At 65.1% G+C, this 20,234-nt stretch carries 19 protein-coding genes; 11 read left to right on the top strand and 8 right to left on the bottom strand.

Annotation, left to right across the window (positions count from 1 at the left end):
* Positions 1–89 precede the first annotated feature (89 nt).
* The 8 genes from rpiA (at position 90) to JC616_RS17875 (ending at position 9,992) form a co-directional block, all read left to right on the top strand.
* The gene (gene rpiA / locus JC616_RS17910; RefSeq protein WP_227104608.1) at positions 90–749 is read left to right on the top strand and encodes a ribose-5-phosphate isomerase RpiA; all 660 of its coding nucleotides are present in this window, start codon (positions 90–92) and stop codon (positions 747–749) included.
* A 113-nt stretch (positions 750–862) separates the two neighbouring features.
* Positions 863–1,564 carry a phosphate signaling complex protein PhoU gene (gene phoU, locus JC616_RS17905; RefSeq protein ID WP_107798437.1) on the top strand — a complete coding sequence of 234 codons (702 nt, stop codon included), beginning with the start codon at positions 863–865 and terminating at the stop codon, positions 1,562–1,564.
* A gap of 198 nt (positions 1,565–1,762) precedes the next feature.
* Entirely contained in the window at positions 1,763–3,250 is a 1,488-nt protein-coding gene (ppx, locus tag JC616_RS17900) for an exopolyphosphatase (RefSeq protein ID WP_449727711.1), read from the top strand.
* A 7-nt stretch (positions 3,251–3,257) separates the two neighbouring features.
* Entirely contained in the window at positions 3,258–4,337 is a 1,080-nt protein-coding gene (gene corA, locus JC616_RS17895; RefSeq protein WP_048412489.1) for a magnesium/cobalt transporter CorA, read from the top strand.
* Positions 4,338–4,766: 429 nt separating this feature from the next.
* A complete protein-coding gene (locus tag JC616_RS17890) occupies positions 4,767–5,357 on the top strand; it encodes a fimbrial protein (protein WP_146176578.1) in 591 nt (196 codons plus the stop codon).
* Between the two features lie 179 nt (positions 5,358–5,536).
* On the top strand, positions 5,537–6,268 hold the full coding sequence (locus JC616_RS17885; RefSeq protein ID WP_107798440.1) for a fimbrial biogenesis chaperone: 732 nt from the start codon (positions 5,537–5,539) through the stop codon (positions 6,266–6,268).
* A 59-nt stretch (positions 6,269–6,327) separates the two neighbouring features.
* Positions 6,328–8,868: a fimbria/pilus outer membrane usher protein gene (locus tag JC616_RS17880; RefSeq protein ID WP_227104604.1), complete on the top strand. Its 2,541-nt coding sequence runs from the start codon at positions 6,328–6,330 to the stop codon at positions 8,866–8,868.
* A 215-nt stretch (positions 8,869–9,083) separates the two neighbouring features.
* On the top strand, positions 9,084–9,992 hold the full coding sequence (locus JC616_RS17875; RefSeq protein WP_227104602.1) for a spore coat protein U domain-containing protein: 909 nt from the start codon (positions 9,084–9,086) through the stop codon (positions 9,990–9,992).
* Positions 9,993–10,001: 9 nt separating this feature from the next.
* Here the strand turns inward: JC616_RS17875 and JC616_RS17870 are convergent, their stop codons facing one another.
* Together JC616_RS17870 and pncA are read right to left on the bottom strand one after the other, a co-directional pair.
* Positions 10,002–10,907 carry an SAM hydrolase/SAM-dependent halogenase family protein gene (locus JC616_RS17870; RefSeq protein WP_227104600.1) on the bottom strand — a complete coding sequence of 302 codons (906 nt, stop codon included), beginning with the start codon at positions 10,905–10,907 and terminating at the stop codon, positions 10,002–10,004.
* Positions 10,908–11,106: 199 nt separating this feature from the next.
* On the bottom strand, positions 11,107–11,739 hold the full coding sequence (gene pncA / locus JC616_RS17865; protein WP_227104598.1) for a bifunctional nicotinamidase/pyrazinamidase: 633 nt from the start codon (positions 11,737–11,739) through the stop codon (positions 11,107–11,109).
* 142 nt (positions 11,740–11,881) lie between these two features.
* Here pncA and JC616_RS17860 point away from each other — a divergent pair, with 142 nt between their 5' ends.
* The gene (locus tag JC616_RS17860) at positions 11,882–14,239 is read left to right on the top strand and encodes a heavy metal translocating P-type ATPase (RefSeq protein ID WP_227104596.1); all 2,358 of its coding nucleotides are present in this window, start codon (positions 11,882–11,884) and stop codon (positions 14,237–14,239) included.
* A 47-nt stretch (positions 14,240–14,286) separates the two neighbouring features.
* On the top strand, positions 14,287–14,496 hold the full coding sequence (locus tag JC616_RS17855) for a heavy-metal-associated domain-containing protein (protein ID WP_019102750.1): 210 nt from the start codon (positions 14,287–14,289) through the stop codon (positions 14,494–14,496).
* 209 nt (positions 14,497–14,705) lie between these two features.
* Here JC616_RS17855 and JC616_RS17850 read toward each other — a convergent pair whose 3' ends face one another.
* Positions 14,706–14,882, bottom strand: a complete 177-nt coding sequence (locus JC616_RS17850; RefSeq protein WP_227104594.1) for a hypothetical protein — start codon at positions 14,880–14,882, stop codon at positions 14,706–14,708.
* A 213-nt stretch (positions 14,883–15,095) separates the two neighbouring features.
* Between JC616_RS17850 and JC616_RS17845 the strand changes: the two genes are divergently transcribed.
* Positions 15,096–15,299: a hypothetical protein gene (locus JC616_RS17845; protein WP_048409942.1), complete on the top strand. Its 204-nt coding sequence runs from the start codon at positions 15,096–15,098 to the stop codon at positions 15,297–15,299.
* 67 nt (positions 15,300–15,366) lie between these two features.
* Here the strand turns inward: JC616_RS17845 and JC616_RS17840 are convergent, their stop codons facing one another.
* The 5 genes from JC616_RS17840 to JC616_RS17820 form a co-directional block, all read right to left on the bottom strand.
* Positions 15,367–15,690 carry a DUF190 domain-containing protein gene (locus JC616_RS17840; RefSeq protein ID WP_227104592.1) on the bottom strand — a complete coding sequence of 108 codons (324 nt, stop codon included), beginning with the start codon at positions 15,688–15,690 and terminating at the stop codon, positions 15,367–15,369.
* 18 nt (positions 15,691–15,708) lie between these two features.
* Positions 15,709–16,476, bottom strand: a complete 768-nt coding sequence (locus JC616_RS17835) for a 3',5'-cyclic-nucleotide phosphodiesterase (RefSeq protein WP_107798450.1) — start codon at positions 16,474–16,476, stop codon at positions 15,709–15,711.
* Between the two features lie 167 nt (positions 16,477–16,643).
* The gene (locus tag JC616_RS17830; protein ID WP_227104591.1) at positions 16,644–18,536 is read right to left on the bottom strand and encodes a M14 family metallopeptidase; all 1,893 of its coding nucleotides are present in this window, start codon (positions 18,534–18,536) and stop codon (positions 16,644–16,646) included.
* 231 nt (positions 18,537–18,767) lie between these two features.
* Positions 18,768–19,472, bottom strand: a complete 705-nt coding sequence (locus tag JC616_RS17825; protein WP_227104588.1) for an amino acid ABC transporter permease — start codon at positions 19,470–19,472, stop codon at positions 18,768–18,770.
* A complete protein-coding gene (locus tag JC616_RS17820; protein WP_227104586.1) occupies positions 19,454–20,194 on the bottom strand; it encodes an amino acid ABC transporter permease in 741 nt (246 codons plus the stop codon). Before JC616_RS17820 ends, JC616_RS17825 begins: the two co-directional genes overlap by 19 nt.
* Between the last annotated feature and the right edge of the window lie 40 nt (positions 20,195–20,234).

Raw genomic sequence — 20,234 nt, 5'->3', positions numbered from 1 at the left:
CCGTTCGAGATTGATGACAGGTGTCCGGCGGCCCGCCCCGTGCCATAATCCGCCCGGCGCAATACCATCCCAACACAGGAGGCATTACCATGTTGACTCAGGACCAACTGAAGCTTGCCGTGGCCAAGAAGGCCATCGAATTCGTGCCGGACGACAGCATCGTCGGCGTCGGCACCGGCAGCACCGTCAATCTGTTCATTGAAGAGCTGGCCGCCATCAAGGGCCGCATCCGCGGCGCGGTGTCCAGCTCGGACGCCTCCACCGCCCGCCTCAAGGCCCACCACATCCCGGTGTTCGACCTGAACGAAGTGGACGCGCTGCCGGTGTACATCGACGGCGCCGATGAAATCAACCACCACTTGCACATGATCAAGGGCGGCGGCGCCGCGCTGACCCGCGAGAAAATCGTCGCCAGCGTGGCCGATCAATTCATCTGCATCGCCGACGAAAGCAAATACGTCGCCATGCTGGGCGGCTTCCCGCTGCCCATCGAGGTCATTCCGATGGCGCGCAGCTATGTGGCGCGCGAACTGGTCAAGCTGGGCGGGCACCCGGAACTGCGCCGGGGCGTGAGCACCGACAACGGCAACGTGATCCTGGACGTGCACGGCTTGAAGATCCAGAAGCCGGTGGAACTGGAGGAGATCATCAACCATCTGGCCGGCGTGGTCACCTGCGGCCTGTTCGCGCGCCGTCGCGCCGACGTGCTGGTGTTAGGGCGGCAGAACGGCGTGGAAGAAATCCGTTAAGGGCCGTCCGCCTTCGAGCAGGCCGCCCGCAGGCGGGCAGATGAATTGTCACATCGGCGTCATCTGCCCACATTAACATAGCGTTTTTTGACTGGTTTTGGTTTGGGGCAGACATGGCAGAGCATATTTCCAAACAGTTCGATATGGAGCTGGAAACCATCCGCACCCGCGTCCTGCAGATGGGCGGACTGGTGGAGCAGCAGATTTTGTCCGCGGTGGAAGCCCTGCTGGCCGGCGATATTGACAAGCTGGACAAGGTGATCGCCGAGGATGCGCTGGTCAATGCGATGGAAGTCACCATCGACGACGACTGCTTGCACATCATCGCCCGCCGCCAGCCGGCGGCCAGCGACTTGCGCATCGTGTTCACCGTGATCAAGGTGATCACCGATCTGGAGCGCATCGGCGACGAAGCCAAGAAGATCGCGCGCATGGGCAAGACCATCTACCAGTCCGAACGCTATCAGGTGCCGCGCTTCCGCGAGATCGAGAAAATGGCGGACGCGGCGCTGGGCATGCTGCGCCGCGCGCTGGACGCCTTCGCCCGCCTGGACACCAGCGCCGCGCTGGAACTGGCCGAAGCCGACCAGGAGCTGGACGAAGACTTCGCCGCCGAACTGCGCCAGCTGATCACCTTCATGATGGAAGACCCGCGCACCATCAGCATGTCCATCGACACCTTGTTCATCTCCAAGGCGATAGAGCGCATCGGCGATCACGCCACCAATATTTCCGAATACGTGGTTTACCTGGTCAAGGGCAAGGACATCCGCCACACCACGCTGGAAACCAAGAAGCGCGAAACCCTGGGCTGAGCCGGCCCGCGCCGGCCACGGCGACTTGACATGACGGTTTGCCTAAAATGGCGGTAACATTCGGTGTTACCGCCATTGTTGCGTCCGGCGTCCGTGCCAGTCCCCCGGCGATCCAACCTGATGATGAATCCCCCCGTTTCCGCCGGCGCCGCCGCGCGGGCGCGGGCCTTGATAAAGAGAGAAGGGGTGTCTTTGACACTGACCACGCCCCCAAACAACGTGCTCGCCACCATCGATATGGGCTCCAACAGCTTCCGCCTGCAAGTGTCGCGGGTGGTGGACGACCAGCTGTACGCGCTGGACGTGATGAAGGAGACCGTGCGCCTGGGCGCGGGCCTGACCGCCGACAAACAACTGGACCAGGAAACCCAGGACAAGGCCCTGGCCTGTCTCGCCCGCTTTGGCGAGCGCCTGCGCGGCTTCACCCCGGCACAAGTGCGCGCGGTGGGCACCAATACCCTGCGCGTGGCCAAGAACGCGGCGGACTTCATCGCCAAGGCCGAGCCCTTGCTGGGCTTTCCCATCGAGGTGATCGCCGGCCGCGAAGAGGCGCGGCTGATCTATCTGGGCGCCGCCCATTCGCTGCCGGACACCAAGGAGCGGCGCATGGTGGTGGACATCGGCGGCGGCTCCACCGAGTTCATCATCGGCAGCCATTACAAAGCCCTGGTCACCGAAAGCCTGCCCTTGGGCTGCGTCAGCTACACATTGCGCTATTTCGGCGACGGCAAGCTGACCCAGGCCAATTTCCGGGACGCCATCCTGGCCGCGCGCAACGAGATTCAGCGCATCGCCCACCAATACCAGCGCGAAGAATGGCAGCTGGCGGTGGGCACCTCCGGCACCGCGCGTTCCCTGCGCGACGTGCTGGAAATCAACGACTGGAGCACGGCCGACATCACCTTGTCCGGCATGGAAAAGCTCAAGGCGCTGCTGATCCGCCAGGGCGGCATCGCCGCCATCGACGTCAACGGCCTCAAGGCCGACCGCGCGCCGGTGCTGGCCGGCGGCCTCGCCATCATGATCGCGGTGTTCCAGGAACTGGCCATCGACAAGATGACGGTGGCCGAAGGCGCTTTGCGCGACGGCGTGCTATACGATCTATTGGGCCGCCAGCGTGAAAAGGACATGCGCGATACCACCGTCACCCAGTTCAAGCGCCGCTACCATGTGGACACCGCCCAGGCCGAGCGCGTCACCGCGCTGGCCGAGCGCCTGTACCGGATGGTGGCCGGCGAGGACGTGGACCAGGCCATGCTCAAGCGCCTGCTGTGGGCGGCCAAGCTGCACGAGATCGGGCTGACCATCTCGCACACCGCCTATCACAAGCACTCTTCCTACATCCTGCAGCACGCCGACATGCCCGGCTTCTCCAAGCGCGAACAGGCCACGCTGGCCGCCATCGTGCTGGGCCACCGCGGCGACATGGGCAAGATGCGGCAATACATGGAAGACTCCAGCCTGTGGCAGGCGGTGGTGTCGCTGCGGCTGGCGGTCTTGTTCCACCGCAGCCGCAACAGCATCGCGCTGCCGGAAATGCTGGACCTGCGCCAGCACGCCACCGGCTTCGCGCTGACGCTGAACAAGGTCTGGCTGAAGGGCAGCCCGCTGACGGCGAGCGGCTTCAAGCAGGAGATCGGCCAGTGGAAGAACGTCGGCTTCGTGCTCGACATCGTGCAAGTGTGATCCGCCCATGCGCCACGCCACGCTGAAAAAACGCATTCCCACGCTGGGCGAGGCGCCCGGCACCCTGCTGTCGGTGGGCGAGGCGAAATTGCCGGAAGCCTCGATCTCGCTGTTCGAATACGGCCCGGAGCAATTGCAGGAAACCGTGTTCCAGACCGTGGCCGAGGGCCTGGCCCACCAGCCCGGCGGCGGCGTCTTGTGGCTCAACGTCTACGGCCTGCACCAGCCCGAGGTGATGCGCGCCATCGGCCAGCGCTTCGGCCTGCATTCCCTGGTGCTGGAAGACATCATGAACGCGCGCCAGCGGCCCAAGGTGGAGGACTACGGCGATTATTTGTTCGTCGCCAGCCGGGTGTTCGACTACCACCAGCACAGTGAAAACGGCGCCGGGCGCTTGTTGTCCGATCAGATCTATCTGGTCATCGGCCGCCGTTTCGTGCTGAGCTTTCAGGAGCGGCCCACCGGCGTGTTCGAGGAGGTGCGGGAACGGCTGCGCCGCGGACGCGGCCTGCTGCGCCACAAGGACGCCGACTACCTGGGCTATTCCTTGCTGGACGCGATGATAGACGACTACTTCGGCGTGCTCACCGAGTTCAACGAAAAAGTGGAGCGCATGGACACCATGCTGCTGCGCGGACGCGATCAGGGCGTTTTGCTGCAGATCCAGCGGCTGAAGCGGGATTGCCTGAAGCTGCGCCGCGCGTTGATGCCGATGCGGGAAATGCTGATTTCGCTGAACCGCGGCGAGCATGGCTTTTTCAAGCCGGAGACCTTGGTCTATCTGCGCGACGCTTACGATCACACCATGCATGTGATCGAATCGCTGGAGATGTCGCGCGAGATGGTGGGCGACATGCTGGACCTCTACCTGTCCACCCAGTCCCATCGGCTCAACCTGCAAATGCGGGTGCTCACCGTCTTGACCATGATCTTCATGCCGCTGACGCTGATCGCCGGCATCTACGGCATGAACTTCGAATACATGCCGGAGCTGAAATGGCATTACGGCTATCACCTGGTGCTGGTGGCGATGCTGGGCATCGCCGGCGGGCTGGGGTGGTTGTTCTGGAAGCGGCGCTGGCTCTGAGGCGCGGTCCCGCCTAGGCCGGACCAGGCCAGCGTATTCCCTGAGAAACGGCAGACGCCTGTACGGCGGCTGCCGTTTTTTTTCCGCCCGCGCGTTGCGCGCTTGGAAAGCGCGGCGAGTCCTCTTTCGGCCCAGCTTGCCTTGGGTTTTTCTCTCTCTCCTGGGGGGGATTTATTTTTGTATGGAGTTTCCCAATAAAAATCCATTAATTTCGCATATTAATATTATGCGATTTTAAGATGATTACCTCATGGTTAGTGTTTCATATAACCATATGACAATAAAATAGGATAAATCCTATATTTCATAAGTATTTGAAAACCTAAAATCCTCTTCAGATTGTTTGACAATCTTGGCATTGGCGTGTTTTCGCCATTCGAACGTCGCAGGCTTTGGTCTGCGGCTTTTTCAATCTGAGGGAGGTTTTGCATGAAATTGTTAAACAGCAAGCAAGGGAAATTCGTTTTGGCGGCGCTGGCCGCCTTTGCCGTCAGTCCGGTCTTTGCCGATACCCTTTCCGGCCAGATCGACTTTACCGGCCGAGTGATTTCCGATTCTTGCCGGCTCAGCTCGCCCAATGGCGACGCCAACAGCATCAAGGTGGACATGGGCACGGTGTCGGTGGAGGACATCGGCACGCTGGCCAATCCCAAGTTCACCGGCGCCGGCAGCCGGCAGGTGAACTTCAACATCATTTGCAAAACCGCCAGCAAAGTGACAATGAAGCTGGCCGGCGCGGCGCCGGAAGTGATGAGCGGCAACAACATCCTGCGCGTCAACAACGGCACCTCGTCTCCGGGCTTTGCCCGGGGCGTCGGCATCGCGGTGTTCGACAGCGCCGCGGTGGCCAACCCCTCCGCCTACAACCTGACCAGCGGCGTTCTTTTGCAGGAGGACCAGCCGGGTCAGCCCGATGATATCCGTCGCGTCAGCTTCGCCGCCGCCTATGTCGGTTCCGGCGGGGCCATGTCGCCGGGCATCGCCAATGCCAGCCTGCCGTTTACCCTGACTTACGACTAAAGCGCCGGCGCGGCGTCGTCAGGCGTCCGCGCCATGCCCGCGGCGCGGGACTGGCCGCGCCGCGGGCCCCCTGAACAGGCTCTGCCAGGACGACGGCGCGCCGTCCTCCCTTTCCTCATCGCGTTCCCGGCCGCGTCAGCCGCCTTGGGACCATTGTTGGATATCTCGTGGCCTCACTCATGAAAATCATTCTGTTCCTCTCCCTGGCCTTGCTCATCAGTCCGGTTTGGGCCGGCATCGCGCTTAACGGCACCCGCGTCATCTTTGACGGCAATGACAAGGAGGCCTCCATCATCGTCAGCAATCTGGGCGAGGAGATCCTGGTCCAGTCCTGGCTGGAGTCGGCGGAAGGCCAGCCGGACGAACTGCCGTTCGCGGTGACGCCTCCGCTGGCGCGCTTGCCGCTTAAGCAGCAGCAGTTGCTGCGGGTGTTGTACGAGGGCGCCGGAGCGGCGCCCGACCGGGAGTCGGTATTTTGGCTGAACGTGCAGGAAATCCCCCAGGCGGCGCGCGGAGACAATGTGCTGCAACTGGCGGTGCGCCAGCGCGTCAAGGTGTTCTTCCGGCCTCAGGGGCTGGGCAGCGACGCCGCCTTGCAAGCGCCGGAAGGCTTGCGCTGGAGCCTGCTCCAGGCCGACGGCAGGCCGGCCTTGCGCGTGGACAACCCCAGCCGCTATCACGTGACGGTGGTGGATTTGACACTCAAGGCCGGCGCCGGAGCGCAGGAGCTGGCGAGCGCCTATATGGTGGCGCCGGGCGGCAGCGGGCAATGGCCGCTGAAACCGTCCGCCGCCGGCAGCGCGCAACTGCGCTACGGCATCATCAACGACTTCGGCGGGCTCGTGGAGTACGAGGTCGCGCTCGAAGCCGGCCGGGAAGGCCGCCCTCAGCAGCGCCCCCAGGAACCTTGACCATGTCGCTTCCATCTTCCTCGGCCATCTGCCGGATCCCCTCCGTATAAAGCCCAATCATGCGCATACGTCCAAATCGTCAGCCCTGGAATAAAACCTCGATCCGACGCCGTTCCGCGCTGAAGCCCGGCTGCCTGGCCCTGTTGATGGCGCTGGCGGAACTGGCCCGGGCGGAGGCGGCGGAAGGAGAGGCGCAGTCCGCGCCCGTCTTGCTGGCCTTCAACACCAACTTCATCAACGGCTCCGGCCGGATGCCGGATTTGAGCGCGGTGCTCAGCGCCGGCAACGCCTTGCTGCCCGGCAACTATCGCGTGGACGTGCTGGTCAACGGCAATCTGACCGGCCGCCGCGACGTGCTGTTTCGCCAGGCGGCCAGCGGCAAGGTGGAAGCCTGCATCGACGCCGGTTTGCTGCAGGCGGCCGGCGTGCAGCTGCAAAGCCTGACGCCGACCTTGTCCGCGGACGACCCGGCCTGCCTGGACCTGCCGGCGCTGATGGACCTGGCGGCGGCGGACTACGACGCCAATCGGCTGCAACTGAGCTTGAGCATTCCCCAGGCCTTTCTCAGCCGCGGCGCGCGCGGTTATATCGACCCGGCGCTCTGGGACGCCGGCGTGGCCGCCGCCTACGTCAACTACCAGTTCAACGGCAATGAGAGCCGCAGCAGCGAGCCGGGCGGGGTCAACCGCCGCAACGCCTTCCTCGGCCTGCAAAACGGCGTCAACCTGGGCGCTTGGCGTTTGCGCAACGACAGCACCTTCAACTGGGCCGACGGCCAGTCCATGAGCGCGCGCAGCAACCGCAGCGTGTTGCAGCGCGACTTGATCGGCTGGAAAAGCCAGCTGGCGCTGGGCGAGCAATACGCAGACTCCACCTTGTTCGACAGCGTGCGCTTCCGAGGCGCGCAGCTGGCCAGCGACGACGCGATGCTGCCGGACGGCGAGCGCGGCTACGCGCCGGTGGTGCGCGGCCAGGCGCAGAGCAACGCGGTGGTGGAAGTCCGCCAGAACGGCTATACGCTGTACCGCGCCAATGTGCCGCCGGGGCCGTTCGAGCTGAGCGATATTTTCCCGTCCGGCTCCAACGGCGATCTGGAAATCACCGTCACCGAGGCCGACGGCAGCAAGCGGGTGACGCAGCAGTCCTTCTCCAGCCTGCCCCTGATGCTGCGCAAGGGCCGTTGGCGCTACAGCGCCGCCTTCGGCGAGTATCAGGGCAGCCAGGACGTGCATCCCAGCTTCGCCGCCGGCACCCTGGTTTACGGCGCGGGCGACGACAGCACGGTGGCGGCGGGCTTCCAGCTCACATCGAATTTTCAGGCCGTCAACCTGGGCGTGGGCGCCAACACCCCGCTGGGCGCGCTGTCCTTGGACTTCACCCAGTCCAACAGCCGGGTCAGGGGCGCGCGGCGGCAAGGGCAGAGCTTGAGACTGCTTTACGCCAAAACCTTTACCCGCACCCTGACCAACCTGACGCTGGCCGCGTATCGCTATTCGACCTCCGGCTATCGCAGTTTCAACGACCACGCCAACGATCTCGCCGGCAATAGCCAGGGACAGTTCGGCCGCAGCCGCTCGCGCATCGATCTGAGCACCCAGCAGGACCTGGGCCGCGAGCGGCGTTTCGGCAGCCTGTATCTGAACCTGAGCCAGCAAAGCTACTGGGGACAGAACGGCAGCAGCGGCAGCGTGGGCCTGGGCTACGGCAACAACTGGAAACTGCTGGGCTACAACTTCACCTTGAGCCGGAGCCGCGACAGCCGGCCCGGCGGCGTCAGCAGCAACCAGGTGATGCTGACCTTCACCGCGCCGCTGGGGCCCAAGCCGCGCTCGCCGCGGATGTACGCCAACCTGAGCCACACCTCCGGCAACGGCTCCACGCTGCAAACCGGCGTCAGCGGCCATCTGGGCGAGAACACCAGCTATTCCGTGCAGCTTGGCCATGCCGGGCGCAACGGCAGCACCTCGGGCGGGCTCAGCGTCAACCACAACGCCGATTTCGTGCAATTGAGCGCGGCCTACAACGCGGCGCGTCATTACCAGTCCGCCAGCGTCGGCCTGTCCGGCGCCATTGTCGCCCATGGCGGCGGCGTCAACCTGAGCCGTCCGGTGGGCGACACCTTCGCGCTCTTGCAAGTGGACGGCGTGACCGGACCGGCGCTGCGCACCGGCAACGGCGGCGAACTGGGGCGCAACGGCTACGCGGTGCAACCCTACGCGCAGCCCTACCGCGTCAACACCCTGAGCCTGGATACCCGGCAGCTGGGGGCCGACGTGGAACTGGACGACACGGTCAAGCTGGTGGTGCCGCGGCGCGGCGCCGTGGTCAAGGGCGTGTTCAAGGCCAGAAGCGGCCAGCGCGCCCAGTTCACCCTGCTGCGGCCGGACGGCGCTCCGGCGCCGTTTGGCGCCAGCGTGGAGGACGCCGACGGCAAACCGTTGGGCATCGTCGACCCCAGGGGCAAGGTGCTGGCCTTGCTGAAGCGGGAGACCGGCCGGCTGACGGTGAAATGGCGGGGCGGCCAGTGTACGGCCGATTACCGGCTGCCGCCGGCCAAGGCCGGCCGCTATTACCAGCGGCGGACGCTGAACTGCGGCTAGCCCGCGGGAGCGGGCCGACTTTGCAATATGATCGAGTGGAGCATCAGCGAATGAAGCACATCAAAATCCGGCGGAGCATCGGCGTCATGCTGCTGAGCTTCCTGCTTGGAGGCATGGCCAATGCGGGGCCTTGCGAGCCTACAGGCTCGGTTCCCCGGTTCAGTTTCGCGTTTAACCGGACTTTTACCTCGCCGGATGACAATGCGGCGGGGGCCTTGTATCCGAACGCTTATTTATGGGATTTGGGCAAGACGTATGTGGCGGGCTGCGCTTGTACTGGATCGACAATACCTTACAAGGTGTTCTACACCACCAGGACCGAGTTGCCCAAGGGGGAGCGCAGAACGGTCAATGGCGTGCCGTTGCAGTTCTATGCCTTGAACCGCAATCTGCAAGTGGGGGTGGAGGTCTTTCTCGCTGGGGAGGTTCGACAGTATAAAGCGGTGCCGTGGGACAGTTTGAGCAATGAAATGACCGGCCAGCTACGCTGCGTAAACGGCGAGACGATAGGTTCGCGGCCCTTTGAAACCGGTAGCCGGGGGCGGGTGCATTTGTTGATCAGCCGTCCGTTTGTCGGCACCTTGAATGTGCCGGAATTCAAAGTGCTGGATGTGTTCGGCGTGCGTGGCTACCCTACGGCACCGGGCAGCTCTCCTATGGTCAGCCTGTTCATGAGCATGAGCGTGACGGTGCCGCAGAACTGTAAGTTGGCCGCGGGGCAGCAAACCACCATCGATTTCGGCCCCTTGATCGCCGGGCAATTGGCCCGTCCCGGCGCGGCCAGGCAAAGCGCGGTGAGCCGCACTTTCCAGATTCAATGCACCAATATCTCCGCCGGGGTCAAGATCAATCTGGCGCTGGAAGGACGGCCGCACGGCCGGGACGCGCGCTATCTGGAAACCACGCATCAGAACGTGGCGGTGGCGATGGAGAGCGCCGGCAAGCTGGTGCCGCCCAGCCTGCCTGGCGGGGTGCCGGCCGGCGGGCAACTGATTCCGATCGCGCTGGATTACGACAATCTGCGCGCCTTGTTCGGCTTGACCGCCTGGCCGGTGAAGATGGTGGAGAACCCGACGCCGGGCGGGTTCCAGGGCAGCGCCACTTTGAAGTTCGATTTCGAGTAGCGGCGGCGTTCAGGGCCGGCTCAGCTCCACCGACCATTCCGGCCCGGAGCCGATGCCGCGCTTGGCGGCGTAGTTGTCCATATTCAGCGCCAGCGACACGTCCAGCAGGCTGTTCAGATAGACCAGAGGCTGGCCGCTGGGCACTTCGCCGAAGGTGCGGCGATAAGGCGCCACCACCTCGTCCACCGGCTTGCCCTGCTTGAATATGCGCACTTTCACCGCGTCGCCGGGGCGGAAGCCCTGGGCTTCGAACAAGGTTTTGGGGATATTGGTCCACACATTGCCGTATTGCGGGTCCAGCACCGGGATCATGCCCTTGAGCCGTCCGTCGGCGGCTTCCGCGCGCTGGTACGACAGCTTGACCACGGCGGCGGCCGGCAGCGGCGGGCCCACGTCCTCGAAACGGATTTTGCCGGCGGCCAGCCGCGCGCCGGTGTAGGCGTAGACGTCGCGGCCATGGAAGGTGTAGGAATCGGCCGAACCCTGCAAGCGGTTGGTTTTCTCGTCGATGCGGCGCAGTTCGGCCACGCCGTCGCGTTCGGCGATCAAGGTCAGCAGGCCGTTGTTGGGATTGACGAAGTAGCGGCCGTCCCGGGTCTTCAGCACCACGGACTGGCGCTCGGTGCCGACGCCCGGGTCCACCACCGACACGAACACCGTGCCCTTGGGCCAGTAGTTGGCAGTCTGGTACAGCCGGTAGGCGCCGCTCCAGATATCGTAATCGGGGATCTCGTGGGTCAGGTCGGACAGCGTCAGCTTGGGGTCCACCGAGTAGGCGACGCCGCGCATCGCCGACACCGCGCCGTCCTTGAGGCCGAAGTCCGTCATCAGCACCAGCGGCGCGTCCGCGCGCGCCAAGCCGGCCAGCAGCAGGCCGGCGGCCAGCCAGAGGCGGGCGTGTTGGAATAGCTTCATTCTTTTTCTCCTAAGTGTTTTTGTTTCCAGGCGCCTGCCAGCGCCGGGCTTGCTTAGCATCTGTCCACGATCTCGCGAGCTAAGGCGAGACAAGGCGGAAACGAGCGAAAAAGCGGAGTGTACAGGTGGTACATGAGCATTTTGAGCTCGTACTCACCGTGCAACGCTTCACTACGCGCAGCAGATCGTAAACAGGTTCTTACACCTCGTCCGAGCGCAGCCTCTGCACGCCGGCGGCCAGCATCTGCGCCCAGGCGCTACTCAGCGAGCCGTTCAGATTGATGCCGCGGCAGGCGTCGTCCACCACCGTGGTTTCCAGGCCGGCTGCGCGCGCGTCCAGCGCGCTCCAGGCCACGCAGTAGTCGGTGGCGAGCCCGGCCAGCCATACCCGCTTGACGCCGCGCTCGGCCAGGTAGCCGGCCAGGCCGGTGGGAGTTTGGCGATCCGCTTCGACAAAGGCGGAATAGCTGTCCAGAGCCGGGTTGCAGCCCTTGCGGATGATCAGTTGGGCCTGGCTGGTGTCCAGCTCGGGGTGGAATGCCGCGCCATGGCTGCCGGCCACGCAGTGATCCGGCCACAGCGTCTGCTCGCCATACGGCAGCTGGATGCTGTCGAAAGGCTGCTTGCCGGCATGCCGGCTGGCGAAGGACACATGTTTGGCCGGGTGCCAGTCCTGGGTCAGGACCACCCGGTTGAAGAACTGCATCATGTGGTTGATCAGCGGCACGATCTGATCGCCGTCGGCCACCGCCAGTTCGCCGCCGGGACAAAAACTGTTTTGCACGTCCACCACGATCAAGGCGCAATCGTCGCCGTAGCGTTTCAGGGGCATAGCGTTTTCCTGCAAGGGTTCTCAGCCTATCTTGTTACCACGCGGCCGCCGGCGTGGTAAAGCCCGCCACGGTGACAAGAGTGAAAAAAGGGTTTGCCATTTATACCCTATGGGGGTATATAATTCGGCTCAGGAGGTCATCATGACAGCAAGCACCGTGGATTTGCCGATTGAGGGCATGAGTTGCGCGGCCTGCGCCGCCAGGATTGAAAAACAGTTGAACCGGCTGGACGGGGTGGAGGCGGCGGTCAACTTCGCCAGCGAATCGGCCAAGGTCTCGTTCGACCCGGTCAAAACCCCGCCGCAAACCTTGGTGGACACCATCGCCAAGACCGGTTTCGCCGTGCCGCGCCGGCAGGCGGAGCTGGATATTCAGGGCATGACTTGCGCCGCCTGCGCCGGCCGCATCGAGAAGGTGCTGAACCGGTTGCCGGGCGTGTCCGCCCAGGTCAACTTCGCCAGCGAGAGCGCGCGCGTCGATTACGTGGCCGGGCTGGCCGACGAGGCGGCGCTGATCGCCGCGGTCAGCCGTGCCGGCTACCAGGCCGCGGCCAAGGCCGGGCCGGGCGACGACACCCTGGCCGCGGAGCATGCGCGCCGCTACCGGCGCGAGCGGCTGTGGTTCGCGTTTTCCGCTCTGTTGACGCTGCCCTTCGTCATTGAAATGGCGGCGATGTTCAGCGGCGGCCACCATGGCTGGCTGCCGCGTTACTGGCAGCTGGCCTTGGCCACGCCGGTGCAGTTCGTAGTTGGCTGGCGTTTCTACAAGGGCGCCTGGGCGGCGTTGCGCGGCGGCGGCGCCAATATGGACGTGCTGGTGGCTCTGGGCACCAGCATGGCCTGGCTGCTATCGGCGGCGGTGACGTTGTTGGGCCTGGAGGACCAGCATGTTTATTTTGAAGCCAGCGCCTCGGTGATCACCCTGGTGCTGCTGGGCAAGCTGCTGGAGGCGCGCGCCAAGGGCAAGACTTCGGCGGCGATCGAAGAGTTGATCCGGCTGGCGCCCAAGACCGCCCGTGTGGAGCGCGAGGACGGCCGGGTGGAAGAGGTGGCGGTCACCGCGCTGCGCCAGGGCGATGTGGTGGTGGTGCGCCATGGCGAAACCCTGCCGGTGGACGGCGAGGTGGTGGACGGCGCGGCGGCGCTGGACGAAAGCATGCTCACCGGCGAAAGCCTGCCGGTGGCCAAGCGGGTGGGCGACAGCGTCTACGCGGCCACCCGCAATCAGGACGGCATGCTTAAAGTGCGCGCCACCGGCGTGGGCGGCGACACCCAACTGGCCGAGATCGTGCGTCTGGTCAGCGCGGCCCAGGGCTCCAAGGCGCCGATCCAGCAATTGGCGGACGTGATTTCCGGCGTGTTCGTGCCGGTGGTGGTGGGCATCAGCCTGCTGACCTTCGTCGTCACCGGCCTGTGGCTGCAGGACTGGTCGGCGGCGCTGATTCACGCGGTGGCGGTGTTGGTGATCGCCTGCCCGTGCGCCTTGGGCCTGGCCACGCCGACGGCGGTGATGGTGGGCGTGGGCAACGGCGCGCGGCGCGGCATTCTGTTCCGCAACGCCACCGCGCTGGAACTGGCCAGCCAGGTGGGGGTGTTGCTGGTGGACAAGACCGGCACGCTGACCGAGGGCAAGCCGCAAGTGAAACAAGTGCTGCCCTTGGCGGCGGACGCGGACCTGGTGCTGCAACTGGCCGCCAGCGTGGAGGCCGGTTCGGAACACCCGCTGGCGCGCGCCATTCTGCAGCAGGCGCAGCAGCAGGGCCTGCCCTTGCTGCCGGTCAGCGGCTTCGCCGCCCAGGTGGGGCAGGGGGTGCAGGCTGAGGTGGCCGGCCACGGCCTGGTGCGCGCCGGCGTGCCCGGCTGGCTGGGCGAGCAGGCGCTGTCCGCCGCCTTGCCCCTGCAGCAGGCGGGCAACACCGTGGTGGCGGTGGCGCGCGGCGAGGAGCTGCTGGGCCTGTTGGCGATCGCCGACCGCATCCGGCCCAGCTCGGCCCAGGCGGTGGCGCAGTTGCAGGCCATGGGCATACGGGTGGCGATGCTGACCGGCGACAACCCGGCCACCGCCGCCGGCATCGCCGCGGAAGCGGGCATTCGCGATTATCGCGCCGAGGTGAAGCCGCAGGACAAGGCGGCGGAGGTGCGGCGCTGGCAGGCGCAGGGTTTCAAGGTGGCGATGATGGGCGACGGCGTCAACGACGCGCCGGCGCTGGCCGCCGCCGACGTCAGCCTGGCGATGGGCGCCGGCTCGGATGTGGCGATCGAGGCCGCCGATATCACGCTGATGCACGGCGACCTGATGCATGCGGTGGACGCGATCCGGCTGTCGCGCGCCAGCCTGCGCAAAATCCGGCAGAATCTGCTGTTCGCCTTCATCTACAACGTGATGGGGATACCGCTGGCGGCGCTGGGCATGTTGAACCCGGTGATCGCCGGCGCGGCGATGGCGATGAGTTCGGTATCGGTGGTGAGTAATTCGCTGTTGTTGCGGCGCTGGAAATAGGGCGGCATCGGCGCTAGCGAAGTTTTGAATTTTTTCAGGAGAAAGCAATGTCCGAATTGATCATGAAAGTGGATGGCATGACCTGCCAGGGTTGCGTGAAAAGCGTCAGCGGCGTGCTTAGCGGCATGGCCGGCGTCAGCGAGGCCGAGGTCAGCCTGGAGGCCAAGCAGGCCAAGGTGGTGTACGACGCGGAGATCGTGTCGCCGGAGGAGTTGGCGGCGGCGGTGGAGGACGCGGGTTTCGACGTGACGCGCTGAGCCTTAAACGGCGACGTAGCGGAACAGGGCATGGCTTGCGAGCCATGCCCTGTTTCATTGTGTTCCATGGTGGGGCGTTGACTGAGCACCTGCGATTTTCAGAGGCGTGGACGTCGGCGGGCTGACGGCAATATATTGTTTTTCAATGATCTTGCCGGCTTGACGGTTTAGGGGGGGGCCAGCATCAAGCTATACTTGGCTGGCAGAGGTCAATGATGACTGTCGAGAAAACCATAGGGAAAATGAGGACATCGGCGGGCAATATCAGTTTTGATGAACTTGTGGCCGTGTGTGATGCCCTTTTCGGCGAAGGGCGCGTTAAGAACCTGTTCAAAGTCTGCTGCGCTGCGGCGATACAGCGTTGAAACCGAACTCAAAATGCTCATGTACCACTTGTACATTCCGCTTTTTCGCTCGTTTTCGCCTTGTCTCGCTCTTGCTCGCGAGACTTTGAACAGGCTCTAAGGGCAGCCATCATATCTACAAGATCCCAGGTGTGCCGGGCGGGGTGAATATTCAAGACAATGGCCGCGGCAAAGCGAAGGCCTATCAGGTTAAGCAGGTGCTGAAAGCGATTGAGAAGATTGAAGGAGCGTAAGATGGATTATCGACACTACTCGTACCGGGTCGTCTGGTCGTCGGAAGACGAGGAGTATGTTGGGCTCTGCGACGAGTTTCCCTTGCTGTCGCACCTTGACAGTACTCAGGACAAGGCCTTGCATGGCATCGTCGCGCTGGTGAAAGACGTGTACGAGCATATGAAGGAAGAGCGCCAGCCTCTGCCGGAGCGTTTGAGCGCTTGAATCGACGCAGCTTCTCCCTCGCCCGCCGGCGGGTTTGTTTTATCCGCCGTCCCTTGGCGCTTCGTTTTTACGATTCCTCCTCCCCCAGCACGCCGAACTCCACCGGCGTCTTCACGTAAAACACCTTGATACCGGCGGCGGCGAGCGCGGCCAGCAGTCGTTCGGCCTCGTCGGCGCTGAGCGCCAGCGTGACTTCCTCGGGCTGGTCCGCCAGTTCGAAGAAGTGAGCGGAATGCAGCCGGCGGTGGCGGCCGTAACCTTCGCTGGCGGCAAACAGCGTGGCGCCGCGGACGCCCATCCGCCGCGCCTGTTGCAGTATCCATTCCGCCAAGGGCTGGCCGTCGTGGCTGTGGCCCTGCTGAGTGAAGAAAGAGAGTTGATAGCCTTGCATGGCGCGGGCCTCCTGCGGCTACAGTTCGATCACCATGCCTTCGCGCAGCGGGCAGACGCGCAGGCCGTTGGGGTATTCCGAGCGCAGCTGTTCCAGCAGGTGCTCGCGGCAGCCGGGGTCGATGTGGCTGATCCACAGATGGGTGTTGGCCGGCAGCTGCGGCAGGAAGGGCAGCAGCAGCAAGGGCGTCATATGGCCTTGGCGCGCGGCCTCGCCCTGGCGTTCGTCGGTGTAGGTCAGCTCGCAGATCACGTCGGTCAGCGAGGGCACATTGGACACCCATTGCCAGAAAGCCGGGCAGGGGCCGCTGTCGCCGCTGAAGGCCAGCGCGCGCCAACTGCCTTCTATCAGCCAGCCCAGCGCCGGCACGCTGTGATTGGCCGGCAGCGCGGTGGCCAGGCCTTCGCCCAGCGGCAGCGCGTAGCCGGGTTCCACCGCCTGCAGCCGCAGCCAGGGCTGCTCGACGCTGGGCTGGCGGGTGTAGTCCGGCCACAGCTCGCCGTTGAACAGGTGGGCGCGCAGCGCGTCCAGGGTTTCCTGCTGGCTGTAAACGGTGAGGCCGGGCCCGCGGCGGCTGGCGTGGACGTCGGCCAGCAGCGGCAGGCAGCCGCAGTGATCGGCGTGGCTGTGGGTGAGCAGCACCTGACGGATGGACAGCATTTCGTCCGGGCGCAGGCTGGTGACGCCGGTGCCGCAGTCTATCAGAGTGTCCTCGTCGATCAGGAAACTGGTGGTGTGGCCGGGATGGCCGATGCAGGCGGCGGCGCCGAGAATCTTGATGTGCATGGGTTTCTCCTGGTTGCGGCCGTTGACCGGCCTGGCCGGTCCGCCGCTGCAAACATGGAAACGATCCGCTGCCCGCCCCGCCTTGAGTGGGCGCCCGCGCCGTGAGGTCCGGCCGGCTTTAATCTATTCATTGTAGACAAGCCGGCGGACGCTTGCGCGGGACGGGATCAGCGCACGATGCCTACCGGGTAGAGGAAGCGGTTGCTGTCGGCGAACGGGGTCTGCTCATAGAACCAGTTGAGCCGGGCGTTGCGGTCCTTGGCGAACTTGGGGTCCTTGAGCCTGGCCTGGAAGGCCTGGCGCAGGGCCGGGCTTTCCGCCAGCATCCGCCGCGCCATCGGCTCCATCACATAGGCTTCCGGCGCTTCCGCCGAGGTGAGGTTGGCGTTGAAGAAGCCCCAGTGCAGGAAGGAATCCGGGCTGGAGGGCTCCAGCAGCAGCATCGCCAGCGTGCCCAGCGGCTGTTGCGGGTCCACCACCACGGAACCGGCCGGATAGGTGACTTTGCGCTGCAGCGGGCTGGGCTTGCCGTCTATCAGCAAGCGGCCTTCATAGCCGGGGATTTTGTCGGCGGATTCGCGATCGGGCTCGAACGGGGTGCCCAGCTTGATGTCGTCCAGCCGGTAGACGGTGACGTCCAGGGTTTCCGGCCGGCTCAGTTCGCGAAGCTGGATGCCGTGGGCGCGCAGGCGGGCGATCACCTCATGCCATTGCGCCGGCACCACATAGGCCTTGGGCCGCGCGGCGATCAGGTCCGGCACGGTCAGCGGGGTGATGGGCAGGCGGTAGTCGCGCGGCTGATTGCTCCAGCGCATGATTTTGTCGCCGGTGACGGGGGAGGGCACTTTGTCGAATTTGACGCCCTTGAAGTCCACCAGCTTGGGCTTGCCCTCGGCCTCCTTCCAGGTCAGCGTCACCGGGTCCGGCCGCGCGGCGCGGTCCTTGGCGATGGCGGCGCGCAGGCCGTCGTAATGGCGGGACACGCTGTCGAAGATGGCGCGGTAGAGCACGTAGTTGCCCAGCACTTGCTGCTTGTAGGGCTTGAGCGCGTGCAGTTCCACCAGGATGGCGGGGATGCCGCGCGCGTCCGCGTATTGGTTGGAGAAGCGCGCCAGGTCGCTGTAATACGGGTAATAGCCCTTGTCGGGGTTCTCGTTGTCGTTCATCGAAATGCAGACATTGGGCTCGTGGCCGTAGCGGCGCAGCTCGCGGTAGACTTCGGGCGTCATCACCTGATCCATCCAGCGGCTGGACGCGGGCGACCAGCCCTGGCCGTTATTGCAATAAGTGACGTCGTATTGGTAGTTGACGCCGTCGGTGCTGTGGGTGTCGATGAAGAAGTCCGGCTGGTAGTCGTTGAGCGCGCGCGCCACATTGCGGATTTCCGGGCTGTCCAGCTTGGTGAAGTCGCGGTTCAGATTGAGGTTGCGGCCGTTGACGCGCCAGCCGGTCTGTTCCGGCCCGTTCTGGTTGATGCGGCCGTATTTGCCGTAGCGCATGTCGCCGTCCACGTTGACGGTGGGGACGAAGAGCAGGTTGACCTTGGACAGCAGCGCGTCGTCGCGGATCAGCAGGTCGCGGATCAGCATCAGCCCGGCGTCCTTGCCGTTGGCTTCGCCGGGGTGGATGCCGGCTTGCACATAGATCAGCGGCTTGCCGCTGGCGCGCAGGCCCTGCGGCGATTTATCGGCGGCGGCGGACACCACCGCCATCATCATGTCGCGGCCCTGGTCGGTTTTCTCCGCCATCGGGCTGAGCTTGAGCAGCGCCGGCTTGGCCGCGGCCAGCCGGTTCAGATAGGCGATGGTTTCCGGATAGGCCGGCGTGTGCTTGAAGCCGCTGGCTTCCAGCGGGGTGGCCCAGGCGTCGTCCGCCTTGGCGGCGAAGCGCTGGCTGTCCCCCTGCCAGGGGATGTCCGGCGGCAGCACCCGCTGGCGCGCGGCGGACAGGTATTGGCTGTCGTCGACATAGTCCGGCGCGGCCGGCATGGCGTGCGCGTGCGGGCTGAGGTGCAGGGCGGCGAAGGCGGAAACGATGGCGAAGCGTAGCGGCAAGTGCATGATGATTATCCTGATTGTCCGAGACCGAAATAGGCTACGCCCGGCGGCCCGGCGGACGCACGGGCTGTTGCGAGGCGGCTTGACGCGGATCAAGCGCTTGCTTGCCGCGTTTCCCGCCGGAGCGCATCCAGTTCAAATCCAAAAGCCGGAGCCCCGCGCTACAGGACTCCGGCTCCTACGCTGTTCTGCTCGATGAGGTCGGCTCCAGCGCCGGGGCGGTTTTCCCCGGGCTCAGGCCCGGGCCGGCAGGCTCCAGCGCTTGTCGCTCCAGCGGCCCAGCAACTGCAGGCCGCCGCAGACCAGGAAATAAGCCAGCGCGATGAAGGCGAAAATCTCCAGCGGGTAGACCTGCTCGCGGTTGTTGACCTGGGTGGCGACGAAGGTGAATTCGGCCACGCCCACCACATAGGCCAGCGAGCTGTCCTTGATCAGGGTGATCCACTGATTGACGAAGGAGGGCAGCATCATGCGTAGCGCCTGCGGCAGCACGATCAGCCGCAGCGTCTGCCAGCGGTCCAGCCCCAGAGACAGTCCGGCCGCCCATTGGCCGGGGCCGATGGCGGCGATGCCGGCCCGCACCGACTGGCTCAGATAGGCGGCGTTGATCAGCGCCAGCGCCAGCACCACGGTGAGCACGCCGGGGATGTCCACGCCAAACAGGATGGGCAGCAGGAAATAGCACCAGAAGATCAGCATCAGCACCGGGATGGCGCGCAGCAGCGCCACCAGCGCGCCCAGCGCGCGGCGCGGGCCGGGCCCGCCCATCACCAGGGCGATGCCGCCGGCCAGGCCCAGCAGGCTGGCCAGCACGCCGGCGGCGGCGCTGATGGCCAGGGTCAGCAGCAGGCCGCCGGGCTCGCCGTTGGCCAGATTGCCCCACAGCAGATAATCGAGATTGTCCTGAATCACCGGCGGCATCATCGCGGCGCCCTCCATGCCGGCTCGCCGCGCTGGCTCAGCGCCTGGGTCAGCAACACCAGCAGCAGATAGGCGGCGGTGGCGACGGCGAAGGCCTGGAAGGCGAGCAGGGTTTCGGTTTCCACCTGGCGCGAGGTGTAGGACAGCTCGGCCACGCCTATGGCCATCGCCAAGGAGGTGTTCTTCACCACCGCGGTGTATTGGCCGACCAAGGGCCGGCGCGCCAGCGCCCAGGCCTGCGGCAGCACCACCCAGCGGAATTCCTGCCAGCCGTTCATGCCCAGCGCGCGCGCGGCCTGGCGCTGGCCGGCGGCGACGCCGCGCAGCCCGGCCTGCAGTTCGCCGCAGATGAAGCTGGCGCTGTACAGGGTCAGGCCCACCAGCGCGGCCAGGAATTCGAAGGACGGCCACGGCAAGGCCAGACCGCCCGGCAAGGGCAGGCTGCGCGGGGTGTTCAGCCACAGCATGGCGGCTTCAGGCAGCAGGCCGGCCACGCCGAAATACCACAGCAGCAATTGCACCATCAGCGGAGTGTTGCGGTGCAAGCTGACCCAGAGGCCGACGCCGCGGCCGAGCGCGCGCCAGCGCGACTCCAGCGCCACGGTCAGCAGCATGCCGAGCGCGGTGGCGGCGGCGCAGACCAGCAGGGCCAGCCAGCCGGTGAGCAGCGCGCCCTTGAGCAGCCAGCCCAGGTAGTGGGGCTCCAGCCAGTGGTGGCCGAGCCAGGAGGGGGGATTCATTGCTTGCTGTCCTGTATGGCGATTGCGCTCCGCCTTTCAG

It is taken from the genome of Chromobacterium rhizoryzae (assembly GCF_020544465.1).
Lineage (GTDB): Bacteria > Pseudomonadota > Gammaproteobacteria > Burkholderiales > Chromobacteriaceae > Chromobacterium.
The sequence above is the reverse complement of the archived record's forward strand: the minus strand, read 5'-3'. Positions and strand labels throughout refer to the sequence as shown.